General features: G+C 73.0%; 12 protein-coding genes. 4 read left to right on the top strand and 8 right to left on the bottom strand.

The annotated features are described in order from the left end of the window. Positions 1–60: 60 nt before the first annotated feature. Both QWJ90_RS01860 and QWJ90_RS01865 read right to left on the bottom strand, forming a co-directional pair. Positions 61–2,988 (bottom strand): UPF0182 family membrane protein, encoded by a 2,928-nt coding sequence (locus QWJ90_RS01860; RefSeq protein ID WP_290105889.1) that lies wholly within the window; start codon positions 2,986–2,988, stop codon positions 61–63. Positions 2,989–3,040: 52 nt separating this feature from the next. After that, a complete protein-coding gene (locus QWJ90_RS01865) occupies positions 3,041–4,150 on the bottom strand; it encodes a YlbL family protein (RefSeq protein WP_290106340.1) in 1,110 nt (369 codons plus the stop codon). 131 nt (positions 4,151–4,281) lie between these two features. Here QWJ90_RS01865 and QWJ90_RS01870 point away from each other — a divergent pair, with 131 nt between their 5' ends. Then, entirely contained in the window at positions 4,282–5,688 is a 1,407-nt protein-coding gene (locus QWJ90_RS01870; protein ID WP_436836672.1) for a zinc-dependent metalloprotease, read from the top strand. Positions 5,689–6,478: 790 nt separating this feature from the next. Here QWJ90_RS01870 and QWJ90_RS01875 read toward each other — a convergent pair. Together QWJ90_RS01875 and nudC are read right to left on the bottom strand one after the other, a co-directional pair. Further along, positions 6,479–8,185, bottom strand: a complete 1,707-nt coding sequence (locus QWJ90_RS01875; RefSeq protein ID WP_290105890.1) for an ATP-dependent helicase — start codon at positions 8,183–8,185, stop codon at positions 6,479–6,481. Further along, complete coding sequence (nudC, locus tag QWJ90_RS01880; protein ID WP_290105891.1) at positions 8,182–9,078, bottom strand: NAD(+) diphosphatase; 897 nt, start codon at positions 9,076–9,078, stop codon at positions 8,182–8,184. The genes QWJ90_RS01875 and nudC overlap by 4 nt, the downstream gene beginning before the upstream one ends. A 64-nt stretch (positions 9,079–9,142) precedes the next feature. Between nudC and QWJ90_RS01885 the strand changes: the two genes are divergently transcribed. Continuing rightward, positions 9,143–10,375, top strand: coding sequence for a phosphotransferase (locus QWJ90_RS01885; RefSeq protein ID WP_290105892.1), 1,233 nt, complete (start codon positions 9,143–9,145; stop codon positions 10,373–10,375). Between the two features lie 34 nt (positions 10,376–10,409). Here the strand turns inward: QWJ90_RS01885 and QWJ90_RS01890 are convergent, their stop codons facing one another. Together QWJ90_RS01890 and QWJ90_RS01895 are read right to left on the bottom strand one after the other, a co-directional pair. Next, positions 10,410–13,775, bottom strand: coding sequence for an ATP-dependent DNA helicase (locus tag QWJ90_RS01890; RefSeq protein WP_290106344.1), 3,366 nt, complete (start codon positions 13,773–13,775; stop codon positions 10,410–10,412). 101 nt (positions 13,776–13,876) lie between these two features. After that, a complete protein-coding gene (locus tag QWJ90_RS01895; RefSeq protein ID WP_290105893.1) occupies positions 13,877–17,104 on the bottom strand; it encodes an ATP-dependent helicase in 3,228 nt (1,075 codons plus the stop codon). 134 nt (positions 17,105–17,238) lie between these two features. Here QWJ90_RS01895 and QWJ90_RS01900 point away from each other — a divergent pair, with 134 nt between their 5' ends. Beyond that, positions 17,239–17,463 carry a DUF3107 domain-containing protein gene (locus QWJ90_RS01900; protein ID WP_290105894.1) on the top strand — a complete coding sequence of 75 codons (225 nt, stop codon included), beginning with the start codon at positions 17,239–17,241 and terminating at the stop codon, positions 17,461–17,463. A gap of 23 nt (positions 17,464–17,486) precedes the next feature. Here QWJ90_RS01900 and QWJ90_RS01905 read toward each other — a convergent pair whose 3' ends face one another. Beyond that, positions 17,487–18,221 carry a ferritin-like fold-containing protein gene (locus QWJ90_RS01905; RefSeq protein WP_290105896.1) on the bottom strand — a complete coding sequence of 245 codons (735 nt, stop codon included), beginning with the start codon at positions 18,219–18,221 and terminating at the stop codon, positions 17,487–17,489. Between the two features lie 202 nt (positions 18,222–18,423). Between QWJ90_RS01905 and QWJ90_RS01910 the strand changes: the two genes are divergently transcribed. Beyond that, positions 18,424–19,824 carry a DEAD/DEAH box helicase gene (locus tag QWJ90_RS01910; RefSeq protein WP_290105897.1) on the top strand — a complete coding sequence of 467 codons (1,401 nt, stop codon included), beginning with the start codon at positions 18,424–18,426 and terminating at the stop codon, positions 19,822–19,824. A gap of 58 nt (positions 19,825–19,882) precedes the next feature. On the opposite strand, the gene QWJ90_RS01915 is transcribed toward QWJ90_RS01910, so the two are convergent. Continuing rightward, positions 19,883–20,758, bottom strand: coding sequence for a PHP domain-containing protein (locus QWJ90_RS01915; RefSeq protein ID WP_290105898.1), 876 nt, complete (start codon positions 20,756–20,758; stop codon positions 19,883–19,885). Positions 20,759–20,840 lie beyond the last annotated feature (82 nt).

Below are 20,840 nucleotides of genomic sequence, written 5' to 3' on the forward strand. Positions count from 1 at the left end.
TCGACATGACGCACAGAGGCCCCGCAGGATCGCTCCTGCGGGGCCTCTGTGCGTGACCGCCTACTCGGCGGGGGCGGCCTGCTCCGACTCGTCGAGGAAGGTCAGCAGCCGCTCGACGGCGTCCGTGAGGTCCTCGTCGGCCTGCGCGTACGCAACCATGTCGTCGGCTGCGAGCGCGTCCTGCTTCGCCTGGATGGCCTCCTGCGCGTCGGAGAGCGCCTGCTCGTAGGTGTCCGTCGACGGCGGAGCCGGCTGGCTCGGCTGCTCGGGGTCCGCGGGCTCCATCGGCTGGTCGGTCTCCGGGTCGACCGGGGTCACATCCTCATCGCCCGTGTCCGCGCCCGAGTCTCCGCCGAAGAGCACATCGAGCGACTCCGCGAGGGTGTCCTCGAATGCGAGCTGGTCGCCGAAGGCGACGAGCACCTTGCGCAGCAGCGGGTACGACGTGCCGCCCGTGGACTGCACGTACACCGGCTGCACGTAGAGCAGGCCGCCGCCGACGGGAAGCGTCAGCAGGTTGCCGAGGCTCACGTCGGACGCGCCGATGGTGAGGATGTTCATCTCGTTCGCGATCGCGGAGTCCGAGTTGAACGAGTTCTGCACCTGGCCGGGACCGGGCACCGTCGTGTCGGCCGAGATCTCCAGCATCGTGAGCTTGCCGTAGTCCTCGCGCACGGAGCCCGCCTCGCTGCCGGCGTCGGAGTTCACGCCGAGGTAGCCCATCAGCACGTTTCGAGTGCCGCCGTCCGGGATGAACGTCGTGAACATCGAGAACGTCGGGTCCTCCTGACCCGGCATCCGCATCGAGAGGTAGTACGGCGGCTGCAGCTGCTGGTCGCTCGTCGGGTCGTTCGGCGTGGTCCACGCGTTGTCGCGCTGGTAGAACGCCCGCGCGTTGTCGACGTGGTACGTGCCGAGCATGGCGCGCTGCACCTTGAAGAGATCCGTCGGGTACCGGACGTGGCTCATGAGCTCGCCCGACATCTCGTCGATCGGCTTGATCGTGTTGGGGTAGATCTTCTGCCACGTCTGCAGCACCGGATCCTCCTCGTCCCACGCGTACAGCGTCACGCTGCCGTCGTACGCGTCGACCGTGGCCTTCACCGAGTTGCGGATGTAGTTGATCTCGTCGATCAGCAGGTTCGGCGTCGGGTTGGTCGAGTCGCTGATCGCCTGCGAGAGGCTGACCTGCGAGGAGTAGGGGTAGGTCGCGCTGCTCGTGTAGCCGTCGACGATCCAGACGATGCGGCCGTCCACCACGCTCGGGTACGGGTCGTTGTCGAGCGTCAGGTACGGAGCGGCCTTCTGCACGCGCGTGAGGGGGTCGCGGTCGTAGAGGATCTGCGACTCCTCGTTGACGTAGTCGGAGAAGAGGATCTGCTCGGACTGGAACTTCAGCGCGTACAGCACGCGGTTGAAGAAGGAGCCGACACTCGGCCCGCCGTCGCCGGAGAAGGTCGTGTTGGTCTGCGTCTCGCCCTCCTCGCCGGCCGGATAGTCCAGCTCGACGGGGTCGGCGCCCTCGGGCGCCCCCACGATCGAATAAGCCGGATTGTTCTCGCCGAAGTAGACGCGGGGCTCGTACTCGAGGTCGGACAGCACGCCGGTGGACGGGATGTTGCTCTCGATGAAGACGGGCTCGCCCTCGTTGGTGCGCTCGTTGCCCCGCGCGGCGACCATGCCGTAGCCGTGCGTGTAGACGAGCGTGGTGTTGTTCCAGGTGCGCGCGTCGGCGTCGAGCTCCTCCATATCGAGCTCGCGGACCGCGACGACCGCGTCCTGCGTCTCACCGTCCACCTCGTAGCGGTCGACGTCGAGGGTGTCCTGGAAGCCGTAGTACGCGCGGAACTGCTGCAGCTGCTGCACGGTCGGGCCGATGATGGCCGGGTCCATCAGGCGGATAGACGCGGTCGTGTCCGCGTCATCGCGCAACTGGCCAGCGGCCGCGTCGGTCTCCGCGGCGAACGGCACGGTCTCGATGTCGTCGAGCCCGTACGCGGCGCGTGTGGCGTCGACGTTCCGCTGGTAGTAGTCCATCTCCAGGGCCTGCTCGTTCGGCTTCACCTGGAAGGTGGTCACCGCCCACGGGTAACCCACGCCGACGACGAGCGACGTGACGATGAGGAGCGCGGTCGCGATGAGGGGGTAGCGCCAGCGGCCGATGACGGCGGTGACGAAGAACAGGATGGCCACCAGTGCCGCGACGATCGAGAGGATGGTCTGGCCGGGGATGACCGCGTTCTCACCCGCGTAGCCGGGGCCGGTGATGCGGTCACCCTGGTCGACCATCGTGTAGTAGCGGTCCAGCCAGAGGCTCGCCGCCTGCACGAGCAGGTAGAGGCCCGCCGTGACCGCGAGCTGGATGCGCGCGGGCTTGGAGATGCGCAGCTCGCCCTGGCCGATCCGCACCGACCCGTAGAGGTACGCCACGAGGGCGGTCACGAGCAGGCAGATGAGCACGACGGCCGACAGGAAGCCGATCACCGCCGCGTAGAACGGCATGGCGAACATGTAGAAGCCGGTGTCGAGGCCGAACAGCGGGTCGGCGTCGCCCGTCGGGGTGCCGTTCGCCCACAGCCACGCCGTCTCCCACTGCGAGGAGGAGGCGAAGCCGGCGAAGAACCCGAAGAAGACGGGGATGCCCCACATCGCCAGGCGACGCAGCGGCTCGACGACCTCCTGGTAGCGGTCCAGCTGGGAGCTGAGGCGGGCGTACACGGGGCGCAGTCGGTAGGCGAGGAAGATCGCGAGCCAGACCGGTCCGGCCATCCCGACGAAGCCGACGACGAACATCACCACGCGTGCGGTCCACTGCGTGAGCAGGACCGAGTCGAATCCCAGCTGGTCGTACCAGAGGAAGTCGGTGTAGAGCGAGGCGAAGACGAAGAAGGCGACGACCAGCGCGGCGATGACCGCCAGCGAGATCGTCACGATTCGTCGGAAGGGGGACGGGGTCGTGGCCGGAGTCGGCGCCGAGGTCGAGGTCACCCCTCCATCCTAGGCGCGCCCATCCGGCCCATCACCCGGACATAAGGAACGCTCAGCTGGAGCAGGTGGCGAGGTCGCCGGTCTCCCCCGCCGCGATCGCGTCGACCGACGCCAGCGCGTCGTCGAGGGTCTCGATCGCGAACACCTCCAGGCCGTCGGGCACGTGGCCCACGACCTCGTCGCAGTTCGACGCCGGGGCGAGGAAGAACTCCGCGCCCGCGTCTCGCGCGCCGTGGAGCTTCTGGCGGATGCCGCCGATCGGGCCGACCGTGCCGGCCGCGTCGATGGTGCCGGTGCCGGCGATCTCCTCGCCGCCGGTCATCTCCCCCGGGGTGAGCGTGTCGATGATCCCCAGCGCGAACATCGTGCCGGCGCTCGGGCCGCCCACGTCGTCGAGGCGGATGGAGACGTCGATCGGGAAGTCGAAGGCGGTGGTGAGGTACACGCCGATGAGCCAGGAGCGCTCGCCCTCGATCGTCGCCTCCTCGGGCGTGATCTCGAGGTCGCGGCGCTCCCCGTCGCGCTCGACGGTCAGGGTGAGCGGGTCGCCCTCGCCCGCAGCCACGATGGCCTTCAGCTCGTCGACGTTCGCGACCTCCTGGCCGTCCGCGGCGAGCACGACGTCGCCCTCCTCGACCACGCCGACCGCCGGTGAGTCGTCGCCGGTCGGCCCGACGACCTCGAGCCGCGCGCCCACGTCGTAGCCGAGCTCGGTGAGCGCGGCCGCCGTCGCCTCCGCCTGCGAGTCCACCATCATCGCGGTGTTCTGCTCCTCGCGCTGCTCGCTCGTCTGGCCGGCGGGGAACACCGAATCGATGGGGACGACCGCGCGCGACCCGTCGAGCCACGCCAGGGCGAGCTCGAACCACGACGGCGTCCGCTCGCGATTGCCCACGACCTGCACGGTCGTGAGATCGAGGGAGCCGGAGGTCTCGTAGGTCTCGGCGCCCTTCACCGAGATGAGGGGCGTCACCTCGCCGTCGGCATCTTCGACGCCGCCGATCGTGTCGTAGACCGGGCCCGGCTGCTCGATGACGTAGCCCGTGGGGAGGAAGGTCAGGACGACGAGCGCGATGAGCGCGACGACGAGCGCCCAGATGCCCGCGACTGTGCGCCGGGGGGCGACCGCGCGGCGGGCGCGAGCGGACGGCGGGCTGTCGATCGAGGTCACGGGTGTTCCTTCCGCCGTCGTTCGCGGGTGGCGTAAGCACATCCGCCGCGCTGCGGGAGGAGCACGGACCGGCGCGATTAGCCTAGATCGCACGGACCGAGACCGGCTGAAAGGCGGCTGACGTGACAGACGACGACAGGACTCCCGACGAGGAGTTCCAGGAGCTCCTGCGCCGACTGATGAGCGGCGGCGCGATCGACCCGGAGCAGCTCTCGCGGATGGCCGGGATGCAGATGGACCCCGCGATGCTGTCGCAGATGATGCAGCAGTTCCAGGGGATGTTCGCCGGCGCGCAGGACGGGTCGATCTCCTGGGACGCGACCAGGCGCCAGGCGCTGCACCTCGCCAACCAGGACGGCCTCGGCGTCACCGACGGCCAGCGCGTGGACCTCGACCAGGCGTTCACCCTGGCGGGTCTGTGGCTCAGCGAGGCGACCACCCTCTCGCCCACAGCGGAGCTGCCGCGCGCGATCACCCGCGGCCAGTGGGTCGAGCAGACGCTGCCGGTATGGCAGGAGGTCGCCGAGCCCGTCGCCACGAGCATCGCCGACGCGCTCACCGAGGCTCTCCGCTCGCAGGTGCCCGAGGAGATGCAGGACGTCGTGCAGAGCGCCGGCCGCCTCATGCGCGGCGTCGGCGGATCGCTGTTCGCCACGCAGCTCGGGCAGGTCGTGGGCAAGCTGTCGCTCGAGGTCGTCAGCGGCGCGGACGTCGGCATCCCCGTGATGCCCGCGGGGACGGCCGTGCTCCTCCCCCAGAACTTCGCCGAGCTCGGCGCGGGGCTCGAGATCCCCGATGACCAGCTGGCCCTCTACATCGCCGCGCGCGAGCTGGCATCGGCGCGCCTGTTCCGTCACGCGAAGTGGCTGCGTCTGCACGTGCTGTCGCAGATCGGCGACTACGCGCGCGGCATCCGCGTCGATACCGACGCCCTCGAGGAGATGGCCTCCCGCCTGGACCCGTCGAACCCCGAGGAGCTGCGTCAGGCGCTCGAGAGCGGCGCGCTCCTGCCGCAGCAGACCGAGGCGCAGCAGCGCGCCCTCGCGCGCCTGGAGAACCTCCTCGCGCTGGTGGAGGGCTGGATCGACGTCGTCACGGCCGACGCCACCTCGCGCGTGCCGCAGCTCGACCGCATCGCCGAGGCCATCCGCCGACGCCGCGCGGAGGGCGGGCCGGCGGAGGACGCGCTGGGCGCGCTCGTCGGTCTGCGCCTGCGGCCGCGCCGCATGCGCGAGGCGGCCGCGATGTGGCGCGCTGTGGGCGAGGCCGTCGGCATCTCCGCACGCGACAGCCTGTGGGACTACCCCGACCTCATGCCGACATCGGAGGACATCGACGATCCGGTGGCCCTCATCGCCCGGCTCGAGGCCCAGGCGCGCGGCGAGGCGCCCGCTGCCGACGACCTCGACGACGCGCTCGCGCAGCTGCTTCGCGAAGAGGCCGACAAGGGCGAGGATGGCCCGGCGGGCGGACCCACCGAGGGCGACGACGACCGCGACGCGCGACCGGAGGGCGACCAGCCGGTCTGACGCCCCGTCCACAGGCGGCGCGGCGCCGGGCCACCGCCCCGCCTCCTGTGGACAGCCGCCGCGGCGGGTGGAGCGCGGGAGCACAATCGCGCTATGGCGCATCTCTCGCTCGACCCGGCATGCCTCCCCCTGTGGCGCGACGTCGCGACGCTCCAGCTCGGGCTCGAGGGCGCCATCCGCATCGAGCGGCCGACGCTCTGGCAGGAGCGGCTGCTCGCGCGTCTCGTCGACGGCTTCGACGAGGAGGAGGCGGGGCTCGCAGTCGGGCTCGGCGTGGACGAGCGCGAGCTGCGCGCGTTCCTCCGCCGCATCGCCCCCGCGCTGCGCCGAGAGACCGCTCCCGCGGCGCTGCACATCGTCACCGCCGACGGCGTGGAGCCGACGACCGTCACCGCGCTCTGCGACGCACTCTCCGCGTGCGGGTGGGCGCCGGAGTGGGTGACGGTCGCCGCGGCGGGGCCGCGCATCCCCGTGGCGCTCGTCGCGCTTCACGCGGTCGCCCCGAGCGCATGGGTGCCGCTCCTGCGGGAGGACGTGGTGCACGCGCCGCTGGTCTTCTCCGTGGAGAGCGCGGAGGTGGGACCCGTCGTCCGCCCCGGTCGCTCTCCGTGCCTCGGATGCCTCGCGGCTCACGAGCGCGAGCGCGACCCCGCGTGGCCGGTGCTGACCCTGCAGCTGCTCGCTCGCCGGGCGCCGCAGACGCCGACGCCGCTGGTGGTCTCGGCCGCGACGCTGCTGTCGGAGCTGCTGCGCGTGTCGCCCGCGGACGACACCGTCCGCTCCGCGCGGCTCACCGCCGACGGCCGCCGACGGTGGCGGAGCCATCGGCACCACGCAGAGTGCCTGTGCCGATCTCCGCGAGGAAGCGAGACGGCTCTCGCTGCATCCGCCCCGACGCCGACCCGCGCGGCCACGACAGCGACAGCGATCGCGCGGCGCGCGTGATGCCCACGTACGCGAGCCGCCGCTCCTCGTCCACGCCCTCCAGCGTCGTGGCGTACGAGATCGGCAGCATCCCCTCGGCGAGTCCGAGGAGGTGCACGTGCGGCCATTCCAGCCCCTTCGCCGCGTGCAGCGTCGAGAGAGTGACCGTCCGCAGCGGCGGCTCGTGCTGGTCCTTCGCCCTGGCGAGGAGGTTCTCGGTGAACGCGCGGAGGGTCGTCCCCATCGGGGCCTCCTCGGCCAGGCGCAGGATGGCCGCGCGCGCCTCCCACGCGTCCCGCAGAGCGCCGCCGGCGGCGGGGGGTTCGTCCTCGTGGCCGAGGCTGCGCAGCACATCGCGGACGATGTCTGCGAACCCCTGCTCGGAGGGCGCGACCGAGGCTCCCCGGAGCGCCATCAGCGCCTGCCGCACCTCCGGCATGTCGAAGAACCGGCGCCCGCCGAGCACGGTGGTGGCGATGCCGCGGCGCGCGAGCGCGTCCTGGATCTCGGCGGACTGCCCGTGGGAGCGGTAGAGCACCGCGATGTCGGACGGGCTCGCGGTCTCCAGCTGCCGTTCGATCGCCGCGGCCACGCCGTCGGCTTCGAAGTGCTCGTCGGGGTACGCCGTCACCACCGGCGTCTCCCCCGCGACCGGTCCGACCGCCTGCAGCCGCAGCGCGCCGGGTCGACCGCGCATGAGCGCGTTGGCGACATCGACGATGGCGGGTGTCGATCGGTAGTTGCGCTCGAGGCGCACGACGGTGGCGTCGGGATGGCGCCGCTCGAACTCGAGGAGGAACCGCGCCTCGGCGCCGGTGAAGGAGTAGATCGTCTGGCTCGCGTCGCCGACGACGCAGATGTCGCGCCGGTCGCCCAGCCACAGCTCGAGGAGCCGGTTCTGCAGCGGCGAGACGTCCTGGTACTCGTCCACGGTGAAGTGCCGGTACTGCTCGCGCACCGCACGCGTGACCTGCGGCTCGGCCTCGAGCATGCCGGCGCATGCCAGCAGGACGTCCTCGAAGTCGAGCTGGCGCCGCGCGTCCTTCAGCGACTCGTACGCGCGCATGAGGTCGAGAAGCGCCGTGGGCGGGATCCCGCCCACCGATCGCTGGAGCGTCGCGTACTGCTCGATGGAGCGCATGGTGACCTTGCGCCACTCGATCTGCGCGGCGATGTCGCGCAGCGTCGCCTTGTCGGGGCGCAGGCGCAGCTCGTCGGCGGCGTGCGCGAGCAGGCGCACCTTGTTGTCGACGATGGTGGGGGCGACGTCGCCGGTGACGGTGGGCCAGAAGTAGTTGAGCTGCGCGAGGGCGGCGGCGTGGAAGGTCTTCGCCTGCACCCCCTGGACGCCGAGCGCACGCAGACGGCCACGCAGCTCGCCGGCCGCCTTCGCGGTGAAGGTGAGCGCCATGACCCGCTGCGGGCTGTAGGCGCCGGTGTCCACGCCGTGGGCGATCCGATGCGTGATGACCCGCGTCTTCCCCGCGCCGGCGCCCGCGAGCACGGCCACCGGTCCTCGCAGGATCGACGCTGCCCTGCGCTGCTGCTCGTCGAGGCTGTCGAGCGGGCTCACGCGCCCTCGTACCAGGCGCGGATGAGTCCGTGCGCGATGGAGACGGCACCGGGCAGCGCGATCGGCCCACGACCGGCGAACGCCTCGCCGATCTCCCCGCGGGTGAACCAGCGCACGTCCAGGATCTCGGTGCCATCGGCGCGGGCCTCGTCGTCGTCCACCGCCGAGGCGAGGAACCCGAGCATGAGCGAGCGCGGGTAGGGCCAGGGCTGGGAGCCGAGGTAGCGGATGCGATCGACGCGGACGCCCGCCTCCTCCTGCAGCTCCCGGTGCACGGTTGTCTCGAGCGACTCCCCCGCCTCGACGAATCCCGCAAAGCAGGAGTACATCCGGCCCTTCCAGGCCGCGTTCGCGCCGAGCAGCAGGCGCTCGCCATCCGCGCTGGTGATCGCGACGATGACGGCCGGGTCCGTGCGCGGGAAGTGCTCGCGTCCGCAGCCCGGGCAGTGCCTCGACCAGCCCGCCTGCGCGAGGGCGGTCAGCGTGCCGCACGCGGGGCAGAACGGCGCCTCGACGAGCCAGCGTCCGAGGGCGACGCCCACGACGAGCGCGTCGAGCTGGGCGCGCGCCAGCAGCGCGCCCACCTCGCGGATGCTCCGCCACGACGCCTCCGCGCCGAGCGGCTCGGCGTCGGCGGGGACCGCGGCCAGCAGCACGGCCGCGCCGTCGTCGTCGCGTCCGAGGAACGCCCAGTGCGGGTGGCCGCCGACATCGGCGACGTCGGCGAGCGCGAGCACGGGGGCGCCGTCCGGGGAGTCGAGCACGGGGGCGGCATCGCCGCGGACGACGAGGACACGCGTGGCCGGATCGGCTGCGACGGAGTCGAGGAGGCCCGACGCGTCGCGCTCCTCCGCGCTCCTGTCGATCCTCGCAGGGGCGGGATGCAGGGCCATCGGGTACCTCTCTCGCGGGCGTGGCGCGGTGGGACGAGCGTCGCCGCGACCTAACCTGGTTCTCATGCCACGCTCACTCCTCACTCTAGCCGCGGCCGCGACGGCCGCCGTGCCCGGTGCGGAGGTCACGGGCGTCCGAGCCCTCACGGCCGGCGGGGGCGGGCACTTCGACGCCGCCGTCGCCACGCTGTCGGATGGGCGGGAGCTCGTCGTCCGCGCGCCGGTCGACGAGGCCGCCGAGCGGGAGATCGCCGCCGAGATCGTCGCGCTGCGCGCGCTCACGTCCGGCGTGCGGGAGCTTCTCGGCTTCGACGCGCCCGAGTACCACGGGGCGGTGCCGTTCGACGGGACGACCGCGGTGGTGACCGGGTTCGTCCGCGGCTACCAGGTGGAGGCCACGCAGATCCCCGGTGGACGCGGCATCGCCCCCTCGATCGGCCAGGCGATGGCGGTGCTGCACGCGCTGCCGGGATCGGTGGTCCGGTCTGCCGGTCTGCCGGTTCGCACGCCCGAGCAGTCGCGAGCTGACATCGAGCGCGTGCTCGACGCGGCGGGCGCCAGCGGCCGGGTGCCCGTGCGCCTCATGGTGCGCTGGCGCGAGGCCGTCGAGGACGACCGGCTCTGGTCGTTCGAGTCGTCGGTCTGTCTCGGCGGCACGCAGGCGACCTCGTTCGTGCTGTCCGACGACGTCGCCGGCGTCCCGCGCGTGGCGGGCGTGCTCGACTGGCACGGGCTCTCGATCGACGACCCCGCCGTCGATCTGCGCTGGGTGGCTTCGGCGCCGGACGCAGCCGACGACATCCACGAGGCGTACGCCGCCGCCGCGCATCGCGCACCCGACGCAGCGCTGCGCGTCCGCGCGCGCCTGCACGCGGAGCTGGAGTTCGCCCGCTGGCTCGTGCACGGTTTGGAAGCCCACCGGCCCGATGTGGTCGACGACGCCGCCGGCATGCTGGAGTCGCTCTCGGAGGGCGTGCGCGAGGATCGCCTGCTCGCGGGTCTCGGTGCGGCGACCTCGGATGTCGACGACGCGCTCGCGGCGATCGGCCGCGTGCCGCAGACCGCACCGACTCCCGTCGACACCTCCATGCACACCGACGCGTACGACCCGGCGCAGCTCACGCTGGACGGGGAGACGGCGTGGAACACCGCTCCAGCGGAGCCGGCGGCGACGACGGACACCGTGCCCGTGGTCGACCTGCCGTCCGCCCAGCCGGCCGATCGCCCCGCCGACGCCACCGTGCCGTTCGACATGGAGGCCTTCATCGCCGAGGAGCGCGCACAGCGGGCCGACTGATCTGTCGCCGGCCGACCGGTCAGCGATCGGCCGGTCAGCTCCGCTGGGCGGCCTGCCAGCGCCGCGCCACCTCCTGCGCGGTGAGCACCCGCTCGTCCCGCAGCACGAGGTCGTCGGCGACATAGTAGAGCGTGACGTCGATGTCCTCGAGCGGCACCCCGTGCCGCCGGTGATACGCGAGGCGGTACAGCGCAAGCTGCAGCATCCGCGCCTCGCGCTCGGCCGACGTGCGCGGCGCGCGGCCCGTCTTCCAGTCCACGATCTCGATCCGGCCGCCGCGATCCTCGCGAAGGTACACGGCGTCGAGCTTGCAGATGACGATGTGCTCGGGCGCGCCGTCGACGCTCGGCAGCGGGAAGTCGATCTCCGTCTCCACGGCAAGCGGGCGCAGGTGCGCCCACTCGCTCTGCAGGAACGTCTCCCGCAGGCGCTCGAGCGCCGCCTCGTCGGCCGCCGACACCTCGGTGTCGCGGGCCTCGTCCCAGATCTCCTCGTCGGTCTCCCAGAGCGCGTCGTCGATGGCGGCGCTCGAGCCGGTCGTCCCCGAGCGCGCCTCCACCCACTGGTGGAACAGCGTGCCGATGCGCGTCTGCTGGTACGGCCGCTCCGGCATCGGGCGCGCGATCTGCGAGATCGTGCCGGCGTAGTCCGCGACGTAGTCCTTGAAGCGCGACGCCGGCACGCGGGTCGGGGCCGCGAAGCGGCGCCCGCGCTCGCGCTCGGCCCGCTCGGCGAGCAGCCGCGCGAGTTGGGCCGATGGCGCCGCGGCGGGCGCCGAGGCGACCCGCTCGACCGCAGCCGAGACTCGGCGGCGCCGGTCGCCCAGCGGGTCCATCGGCCAGGACTTCGTCATCGCGGTCCCCTCGTAGGGGTTCTCCTCGGGATCGGTCTCGCCCACGGGTGCGAGGTCGAGCTCCTCGATGATCTCGACAAGGTACTCGCTCGGCGTCCGCGGCGTCTTCTGTCCGGCCCAGTGCGACCCCGTGAGGAGCAGGTCACCGCGGGCGCGCGTGATCGCCACGTAGGCCAGGCGCCGCTCCTCCTCGCGCTGGTAGTCGCCGTTGCGCTTCTTGAACTCGGTGATCGCCGACGCCAGCGCCTTCTCCGCCGCGCGGTGCCGCTTGCCCTGGTCCTCGCCCGCGGCGTCGATGGCCGATGCGGGGTCCCACTCCAGGCGGGGCAGCGCATCGCGGTCCCCGCGCAGGGTGAACGGCAGCACGCCGAACCCCAGCCACCCGGAGGCGTCGGTGACGCGGCTCGGCAGCTCGTCCTTCACCAACCGGACGACGGCGACCGCATCCCACTCCAGCCCCTTCGAGCCGTGGATGGTGAGCAGCTGCACGACGCCGGGCTCCGGCGGCTCCGGGCGCGGAACGAGCTCGTCGGTGCGCTCCGCCTTCTCGAGCCAGGCCAGCAGGCTGCCGATCGTGCCGCGCTCGTCTGCGGACAGGAACGCGCGCACCTCGTCGCCGAATGCGCGCAGCTGGGTCGCGGCCACGCGCGCCGGCCCGCGGGTCTCGTTGGCGGCGAGCTCGATGTCGAGTCGCAGCTCGCTCTCGATGAGGCGGATGAGCTCGGGGATCGGCTGCCCCGCCGCGCGCCGCAGCCGCTCGAGCATCTCCCCCGCCGCGCGCAGTCGCACACGGCCCTCCGGGCTGATGCCGGCGAGGAGTCGGTAGTCGTCCCGCGCGGTGCGGATGAACTCGACCGCGTCGACGATGGAGACCGCCTCGTCGGCGCCGCGGGAGACGCGCAGCCGATCACGCACCTCGTCGGGCAGCGGGTTCAGAGCTCCGTCGCGCTGGGCGAGCACGGTCGCGAGATCGTGCAGCGCCCCCATGTCGGCCACGCCGACCGCGAACCGCGGTCCGACGAGAAGGCGGATGAGCGCGGACCCGGAGGTCGGATCGTGGACGACCCGCAGCGCGGAGACGACGTCGGTCACCTCGGGCGTGGACAGCAGGCCACCGAGACCGAGGATGCGGTGAGGGATGCCGCGGCGTCCGAGCGCGGCGGCGAACGTCTGCATGTGGCGCTTCGAGCGGAAGAGGATGGCGCCGGTGTGCGCGCGCGCACTCGCCCGCGCCTCATGCTCGGCGCGGACCTGCGCGAACCAGTCGGCGACCTCGTCGGCCTCGTCATCGACGGTTGCGGCGAAGCGCACACCGACGCGCCCCTCGCCCGCTCCCGGTCGCGCGGCCAGCTCGGGAACCGCGAATCCCCCCGCGCGCTGCAGCGGGGCGAGGACGCGGTTCGCGGCTCCGAGGATGCGCTGGTCGTTCCGCCAGCTCGTCATCAGGCTGTAGGAGGCCGCGGAGCGGTCACGGGCGAAGGCGCGCGCGAACGCGTAGAGGTTGTCGGCGCTGGCCCCGCGCCATCCGTAGATCGACTGGTGCGGATCCCCCACCGCCATCACGGCGCTGTCTCGGAAGAGCTCGGCGAGGAAGCGCGTCTGGATGACCGAGGTGTCCTGGTACTCGTCGAGGAGCACCACCCGGTACTGCTCGCGGAGCTCGGCCCGCACATCGGGCGCGCCCTCGACGATGTCGTACGCGCCGCCGACCTGGTCGGCGAAGTCCAGCACGCCGCGGCGCGCCTTCTCGGCCATATACGCGCGCACGAGCTGGACGAGCACGGGCATCGCCTCGAGGTGGCGCCAGGCCTTCTCGATGTCGCGGTCCTTCGTCTCGTCGACGTACGGCGCGACCGCCGCCGCCTCGACGGCGCACACGCGCGCGAGCTCGTCGAGGTCCACCCGGTGATCCAGCACGTCGCCTGCCAGGCGCTGCACCGCGTCGACGAGGGTGCTGAGCGCCTTGTCGATGTCCTCGAGCCCGGTCAGCTCGGCCCGCATGACGACCGCGCGGGCGATGAGCCACGAGGCCGACTGCGTGAGCATCGCCGCGTCGGGGTCGCGGCCGATCCGGGCGGAGTGCTCGCGGACGATGGAGTCGGCGAACGCGTTGTAGGTGGCCACCCGCGGCCGGATCATGAGGTCGTCGGCGGTGCGCGGCGCCGACGGGTCCCATCCGGTGCCGTGCCGCTCGGCCAGCTCGTCGAGGACCTGCCGTCGCACGGTGTCGCGCTGACGGGGCGTCGTCGCGGCGGCGATGCGGTCGAGACCGCCGCCGGCGACGATCCCGGGCAGGTGCGGGAGGAGCCCGCGCCGACCGAACTCGTCGATGAGCGACAGCCGGGCGGAGATCCGCTCAGCGAGCTCTCCCGCCGCCTTGCGCGTGAAGGTCAGGCCCAGTACCTCGTCCCTGCGCACGTGCCCGTTGGCCACCAGCCAGACCACGCGGGCGGCCATGGTCTCGGTCTTGCCGCTGCCCGCCCCCGCGACCACGAGCGCCGGCGTCGACGGCGCTTCGATGACGCGCTGCTGCGCCTCGGTCGGCATCGGCTGGCCGAGCGCGGTGGCGATGTCGGTGGCGCGGATGCCGTGCCCGCCCGGCCAGCCGGACGCGAGATCCTCCGCGTCGGGGCTCATCGTCTGGATGGTCACGCGCTCACCGCCTCGATGGTGTGGATCCGACAGGGGTGGACGCGCTGCTGCACGTCCGCGCAGTGCGTCTCCACCTGGGCCGTGAAGCTGGCCGCGGACATCCCCCGCGCCGCGTCGGCGACCCGCCGGAGGAACGCCGCGCGGGTCTCCGGGCCCAGGGCGTGCTGGTGCGCGACGCGATAGGGGCTCCTGGCGAGTGTCTGCGACACGATGACGAGCCGCGCGCCGCCGAGCGCGCCGCGGTCGGCGCCGTCGACGAGGCCCTCCTGGACGGCGACCTGGTACGCCGCGAGCTGCGCGTGCTCGACCACCGCGCCATCCGACGGCTTCTCGCTCTTGCCGCTCTTGAGATCGACCACGACGACCCGCCGCTCGGGCCCGTCGCCGTCCATCGCGAGCCAGCCGCGCGCGCGGGCGTCCGCGTGCTCCCCCGCGCCGGTCGGATACGTCTCGACGCGGTCGATGACGCCGCTGACCACGGCGCGGTGCGGCCGGCCGATGTCGTCCCCCGTGTGCACGGCTGGCTCGTCGGCGGGGGTCGTGTCGACCGCGAAGCGGAACGGCGCCTCCGCGGCGATCGTCTCGCCGCCGTCCGCCCGCACCGCACGCAGGTAGGCGTGCAGGCGGTCGACGTACAGGTCCGCTCGGCGCCGCTCCTTCGCCGCGATCCACGGCGTCTCGAAGTCGAGCTCGGGCCAGCGCTCGGCCATCACGGCGCGGAGGACCGCGAGGTCTCCGTCGGGCGCCTGCTCCATCGCGGCGTGGAGGATCGTGCCGATCCCGGCCGACGGCGGCGCGACGGTGTCGCCGCCGAGCGCGGAGATGACCCAGCCCAGGCCGCACTCCTCGAACGCCTCGACCCGCGACGGCGAGACGCGCGCCGGCGCCGTCTCCAGATCGCGCAGCGGCGCGTCGGTCGACGGCGGCAGCACGCCGTACCACTCGAGCGGGTCCGCACCGGGGACTCCGCTCTCCGCGAGCACACGCAGCTGCGCGGCGGCGGCCTCCCGCGCCGCGTCGTCCTCGCCCGGCTCCGTCAGCGTGCGGCGGTGCCGCGCGACGAGCCCGCGCAGGGTGAGCGGATGGTCGGCGCGGTCGCGGTCGTCCTCCGGCGGCGGGGGGAGGAAGGAGAACAGGGCGCTCGGACCGGTGTCGTCGTCGTCGACCGCGGTCACGAGCACACGGCGGCGGGCGCGGGAGATCGCGCGGACGAACAGGCGCAGCTCGTCGTGGAGCGCGGTCCGCCGGCGATCCAGCACGCCGAGCGGCTCGGGGCGCGGGGCGCCCGCCCGCAGCGCCGCCACCGCGTCGCTCAGGCGCCAGGTGTCGAGGAGCCCGCCGCGCAGGCGCACGTTGGGCCAGACGCCGTCCTGCACGCCCGCGACGACGACAGCGTCGAACTCGGCGCCGAGGGCGTTCGCGGGCGTGAGGAGCGTCACGGCGTCGTCGCGGTCGGGCGCCGACAGCGTGTCCTCCGGCACGTCGCTGTCGAGGATCTCCCGGATGAACGGCAGCGGGCCCTCCTGCGGGTTCCGCTCCACCGCACGCTTGGCGGCGTCGAAGAGGGCGACGAGTCCGTCGAGCGCCCTGGCGGCCTCGGCGGCGAGCGGGCCCTGCCCGACCGCGAGGTCGCGCCACGCGCGCTCGAGCCGGCGGCCATCGCCGGTGCGCGCCTGGTCCCACACGGTCCACAGCAGCTCGTGAATGGTCGCGCCGCGCTCCGCCTCCGCGTGCACCGCCTCCAGCGTGCGGGCGAAGCGCGCGGCCGTCCTGGCCTCCGGCGTGTCCTGCATGTCGAGGAAGAGGGGCTCGGCGAGCACCTCACGCAGGAGGGCGCGGGCGGGTCGGCTGCCGCCGTCGGCGAGCTCGCGATGACGCAGCCGCGCGCGGAGGCGCCGCAGCCCGACGCCGTCGAGGCCCCCGAACGGCGATCGGAGCGCCTCGAGGAGCTTGTCGTCGTCGCGCTCGGCGACGGTCTGCATGCCGAGCCGGACGGTCTCCACGATGTCTCGCACGACGGCCTCGGCGCCGAGGGGCCGTTGCACGCCCGCCGCGCGGGTCGGCACCTCGCGCGCGGCGAGCTCGGCCTCGAGCGCGGTGATCTGCCGCGTGTCGTGCGCGATCACGGCCATGCTCCCCCACGGAGTGCCGCCGATGAGGTGCCACTCGCGCAGCTCCCATGCGATGCGGTCGACCTCCTCATAGGGCGAGGTCGCGATGCAGGTCTCGAGCACCGCGTCCGACGGCACGTCCAGTCCGGGAGGGCGCCGGTGGGCGACGACGCCCGCCGCGCCGATCGCCTGCGTCACGCTGCGGGTCACCCGCGTGAGCGCGGGAACGGCGCGGTGCGGTTGATCCAGGACGTGCAGCGGGCCGAGAGCGGCGGACAGCCGCGCGAACAGCTCCGGCGTGGCGCCGCGGAACGCCCCGGACGCGATGTCGGGGTCGCCGAAGGCGAGGACCGCCGTTCCCTGAGCACGCAGCGCCTCGACGACAGCCACCCCGCCGCGCGTGAGCTCCTGCGCGTCGTCGACGAGCACGACGCGCAGGCGCTCCAGGCCCGGCACCCGCGCTCCGTCGCGCAGCGCGTCCGCCGCCTCCGCGTACAGCTCGGAGACCTCTCGGTGCGGAGCGCGCATGCGGTCGAGCACGGCGCGGTAGTCGCCGAGGAAGTCCGCCACCGCCGCCCAGGAGTCGGAGCCGAGCGCGCGCAGGTCGTCGCCCGTAGCGCCGAGCTCGGTCATCTCCGCGACGAACGCGCGCAGCTCGGAGCGGAAGCCCCTCGTCGCGCGAACGGCAGCGCCGAGGTGCGTGGGCCAGCGCGAGGCGCCGACGCGCTCGTCCTCCTCGTCCCCGGCGAGGATGTCGGCCACGATCCGGTCCTGATCGGCGCCGGTCAGGAGCCGCGGCGGCTCGGCATCGCGGCGGACGGCCTCGGCCCGCACGACCTGGAAGGCGAACGAGCCGACCGAGCGCGCGAGCGGGCCGGGGCTCGCCACCGGCACCCGCAGTCCCAGCTCGTCGCGCAGTCGCGTCGCGGACGCGCGCGTGGGAGTGAGCACCACGAGCTCATCGGGAGCCATGCCGGATTCGACGAGCGCGGCGACCCGGCCGACGAGCACCGCCGTCTTCCCCGTGCCCGGCGCGCCGACCACCGTGCCGGAGGCGCTCGGCGGCAGCGTCAGGACGGCGCGCTGGCTGTCATCCCATGTGGTGCTCGGCATGCCCTCCACGCTATCGAGGGGTGCCGACATCGCCCTGTGCGCGCCGTGTTCGCCCTGGGCGTGCAGGCCGCCGGCGGCCGGTCGGGGTGCCGTAGGCTTTCGATGCACGAGAACCCCGACGAAAGGCAGTCACCGTGGAGATCCGCATCGGCATCACGAACTCCGGCCGCGAGCTGTCCTTCGAGACGTCGCAGAGCGCCGACGAGGTCAAGGCCGCCGTCGCAGCCGCCCTGGACGAGGGCGCGAGCCACCTGTCGTTCACCGACATCAAGGGCAACTCCTACTTTGTGCCCTCCGCGAACCTCGCGTTCGTCGAGATCGGCACCAGCGAGGCGCGGCGCGTCGGCTTCGTCGGCTGAGCCCCGCTCGGTCTCGCCTCCGCTCAGGCGGCGAGGCCGAGGGCGTCCATCCGCCGCGCGTGCGCGGCCATCAGCGCGGTGAAGACGGGCTCGACCACCTTCTCGACGTCCTCGTCCCCACGGGCCTCGGCGTCGGCCATCCCCATCTGCAGCGCGCTGCGTGCGACGAGCAGCGTGTCGCCCACGAGGCGTCGCGCCCACATCGACAGCAGCGCACGCCACTCCTCGTCGCTCTCGATGGTCTGCAGCAGCAGGTCGGCGATCTGCTGCCGGTCGTGGTCGGTGCGCAGCACCTTCGCCACCCGGCGTCCGCGCTCACCGTAGCTGGAGGCCAGCGCGAGGTAGAAGTCGTCGAGCAGGCCGGCGGTGATGTGGACGGTGAGCATCGTCTCCCGCGGCCGCGCGCCGAGCGTCTCGCGCCGGAACGCGTCGAGCGACTGCTGGAACGGCGCCATGAGCGCCGTGGGGTCGTCGCCGCCCTCGCGGATCACGGCGAGGATGCCGCGGTGCTTGCGGAGCGCCGCGCCCGCGGCGAGCGAGAGCGCCTCCTTCTCCGCGAGGTCGGGGGTGGCGCGGATGAGCCGGGTGAGCGTCTCGAAGTATCCGAGCTGCAGGTAGGCGGCCTGGCCGAGGAACGTGCGCACATCGGGCGCGAGCTCCTGGAAGTCCACCCGCACCGCGTCGGACAGCTCGCCTCGCGGTCGCAGGCGCAGCATCCGCACCGGGGGCCGACGCTTCCAGAACTGCCAGTTCGCCACGTGCGAAAGCCTACGTCCTGCGCGCGGCCGGCACCGAGCCATCCGCCCCTCCGACGGTTCCGGCGGCTCCTCGGCTAAAGTGGGAGCGGCCCCGGCGACGGATCGGGGCACCGCGCCTGTGGCTGAGAGGGCGTGGAAGCATCCAGCGGCGCGGCCCGTCCGGCATTCGTCGACCGGCCCGCCGAGACAGGCACACAACTCCATGACGTCATTCGCCGAACTCGGCATCGACCAGGACATCGTCGACACGCTGGCCGCCAAGGGCATCGTCGACTCCTTCCCCATCCAGGAGCAGACGATCCCGCTGTCGCTGCCCGGCCAGGACGTGATCGGCCAGGCCAAGACCGGCACCGGCAAGACCTTCGGCTTCGGCATCCCCGTCGTCCAGCGCCTCGGGCTGAACCCCGAGCCGGGCGTGAAGGCCCTCATCGTCGTCCCCACCCGCGAGCTCGCGGTGCAGGTCTACGAGGACATGGACCTGCTCACCTCCGGCCGCTCGACGAGCGTCGTCGCGATCTACGGCGGAAAGGCCTACGAGGGTCAGATCGACCAGCTGAAGGCCGGCGCGCAGATCGTCGTCGGCACGCCCGGGCGCCTCATCGACCTCGCCGGCCAGCGGCTCCTCGACCTCTCGCACGCGACCGAGGTCGTGCTCGACGAGGCCGACAAGATGCTCGACCTCGGGTTCCTCCCCGACATCGAGAAGATCTTCCAGCGCGTGCCCGAGAAGCGGCACACGCAGCTGTTCAGCGCGACCATGCCCGGCCCGATCATCGCGCTCGCCCGCCGGTTCATGGTCAACCCCATCCACATCCGCGCGACCGACCCCGACGAGGGCCTCACGCAGGCGAACATCCGCCACATCGTCTACCGCGCGCACGCGCTGGACAAGGTGGAGATCGTCGCGCGCATCCTGCAGGCGGAGGGCCGCGGCAAGACCGTGATCTTCACGCGCACCAAGCGCGCAGCGCAGAAGCTCGTCGACGAGCTGAACGACCGGGGCTTCAGCGCCGCCGCCGTGCACGGCGACATGGGCCAGGAGCAGCGCGAGCGCTCGATGGCGTCGTTCAAGGCCGGCAAGAAGGACGTGCTCATCGCGACGGATGTCGCCGCCCGCGGCATCGACGTCGACGACGTCACGCACGTCATCAACCACACCATCCCCGAGGACGAGAAGGCGTACCTGCACCGCGTCGGCCGCACCGGGCGCGCGGGCCGCACCGGCATCGCCGTGACGTTCGTGGACTGGGACGACCTGCACAAGTGGGCCCTCATCAACCGGGCGCTCGACTTCGGCCAGCCCGAGCCGACCGAGACGTACTCGTCGAGCCCGCACCTCTACGCCGACCTCGCCATTCCCGCCGGCACGAAGGGGCGCCTGACGAAGGCGCCGACCACCGCAGCCGTGCGCACGACGGAGGGCGAGGGCGAGAGGCGCCCGCGCCGTCGTCGTCCCGCCGAGGACGGCGCGGCCCCGGCGACCGCCGCCGAGGGAGCCGGCACGCACGACGGCGAGGGCCGCGAGCATCACGACGGCAAGCCCGCGCCCGCGCGGCGCCGCCGTCGCCGTCGTCCCTCCGGCCAGACACCGCAGGGGGCGTGACGCCCCGGGCTCGGGGGAACCGGCTCCGGGCGCTTCGCGCGTCAGGGAGCTGAGCTCCTCAGGGCCGAGCCGGACGAGAACCGACGCCGGCCGCGATGATCCGCTCGACCATCGCGGCCGGCGTCGTGTTCTCCCCGGGGAGGTTCGGCTTGCCCAGGCCGTGGTAGTCGCTCGACCCCGTCGCGATGAGGTCGCGCTCGGCCACGAGCTTCTGCAGGACCCGGCGTCCGCTCGGGGTGTTCTCGCGGTGGTCGATCTCGAACCCGGCGAGCCCCGCGTCGACGAGGTCGTGCAGCGTCGGCAGGGGGATCATGCCCGAGCGGCTCGAGGTCGCCGGGTGCGCCATCACCGGCACGCCGCCGGCCTGCCGCACGAGCGCGATCGCCGCGAAGACGTCGGGCGCCTCGTGCGGGACGTAGTACCCCTCGCGCGGGTGAAGGATGCCGGCGAACGCCTCGCCGCGGTCGGCGACGATGCCCGCCGCGACCAGCGCGTCGGCGATGTGGGGCCGGCCGACGGTCGCACCCGTGCGGGTCTGCGCCACCACGTCGTCCCAGCCGAGGTCGTAGTCGCGGGAGATGTTCGCCACGATCCGCTCAGCCCGGCCCATCCGATCGCCGCGCACGTCGTCCATCTGCGCGCGCAGGTTCGCCTCGTCCGGATCGAACAGATAGGCCAGCAGATGCACGCTCCGCCCGCCGAGGCGGGTGGAGAGCTCCGCCCCGGGCAGGAAGGTCATCCCCAGCGACACCGCGGCGTCCGCGGCCTCGGCCCAGCCGGCGGTGGTGTCGTGATCTGTGAGCGCGACCGTCCGCACGCCGTGCGCATGTGCGGAGCGCGCGACGTCCGCCGGCGGCTCCGTGCCATCCGATCGGTTGGAATGGAGATGCAGGTCGGCCGGCTCCTCCACTCTCGGTGCGCCCGCCTCGTCCATGTCCTTCATCGTACGGTGTGCGCGCAGGCGTCTCCCGGCAGGCACGGCGGCTGCTTGCGACGGTTTCCCAGCGGGCCTGCCT

The organism is Microbacterium oryzae (assembly GCF_030406385.1).
GTDB classification, from domain to species: domain Bacteria; phylum Actinomycetota; class Actinomycetes; order Actinomycetales; family Microbacteriaceae; genus Microbacterium; species Microbacterium oryzae_A.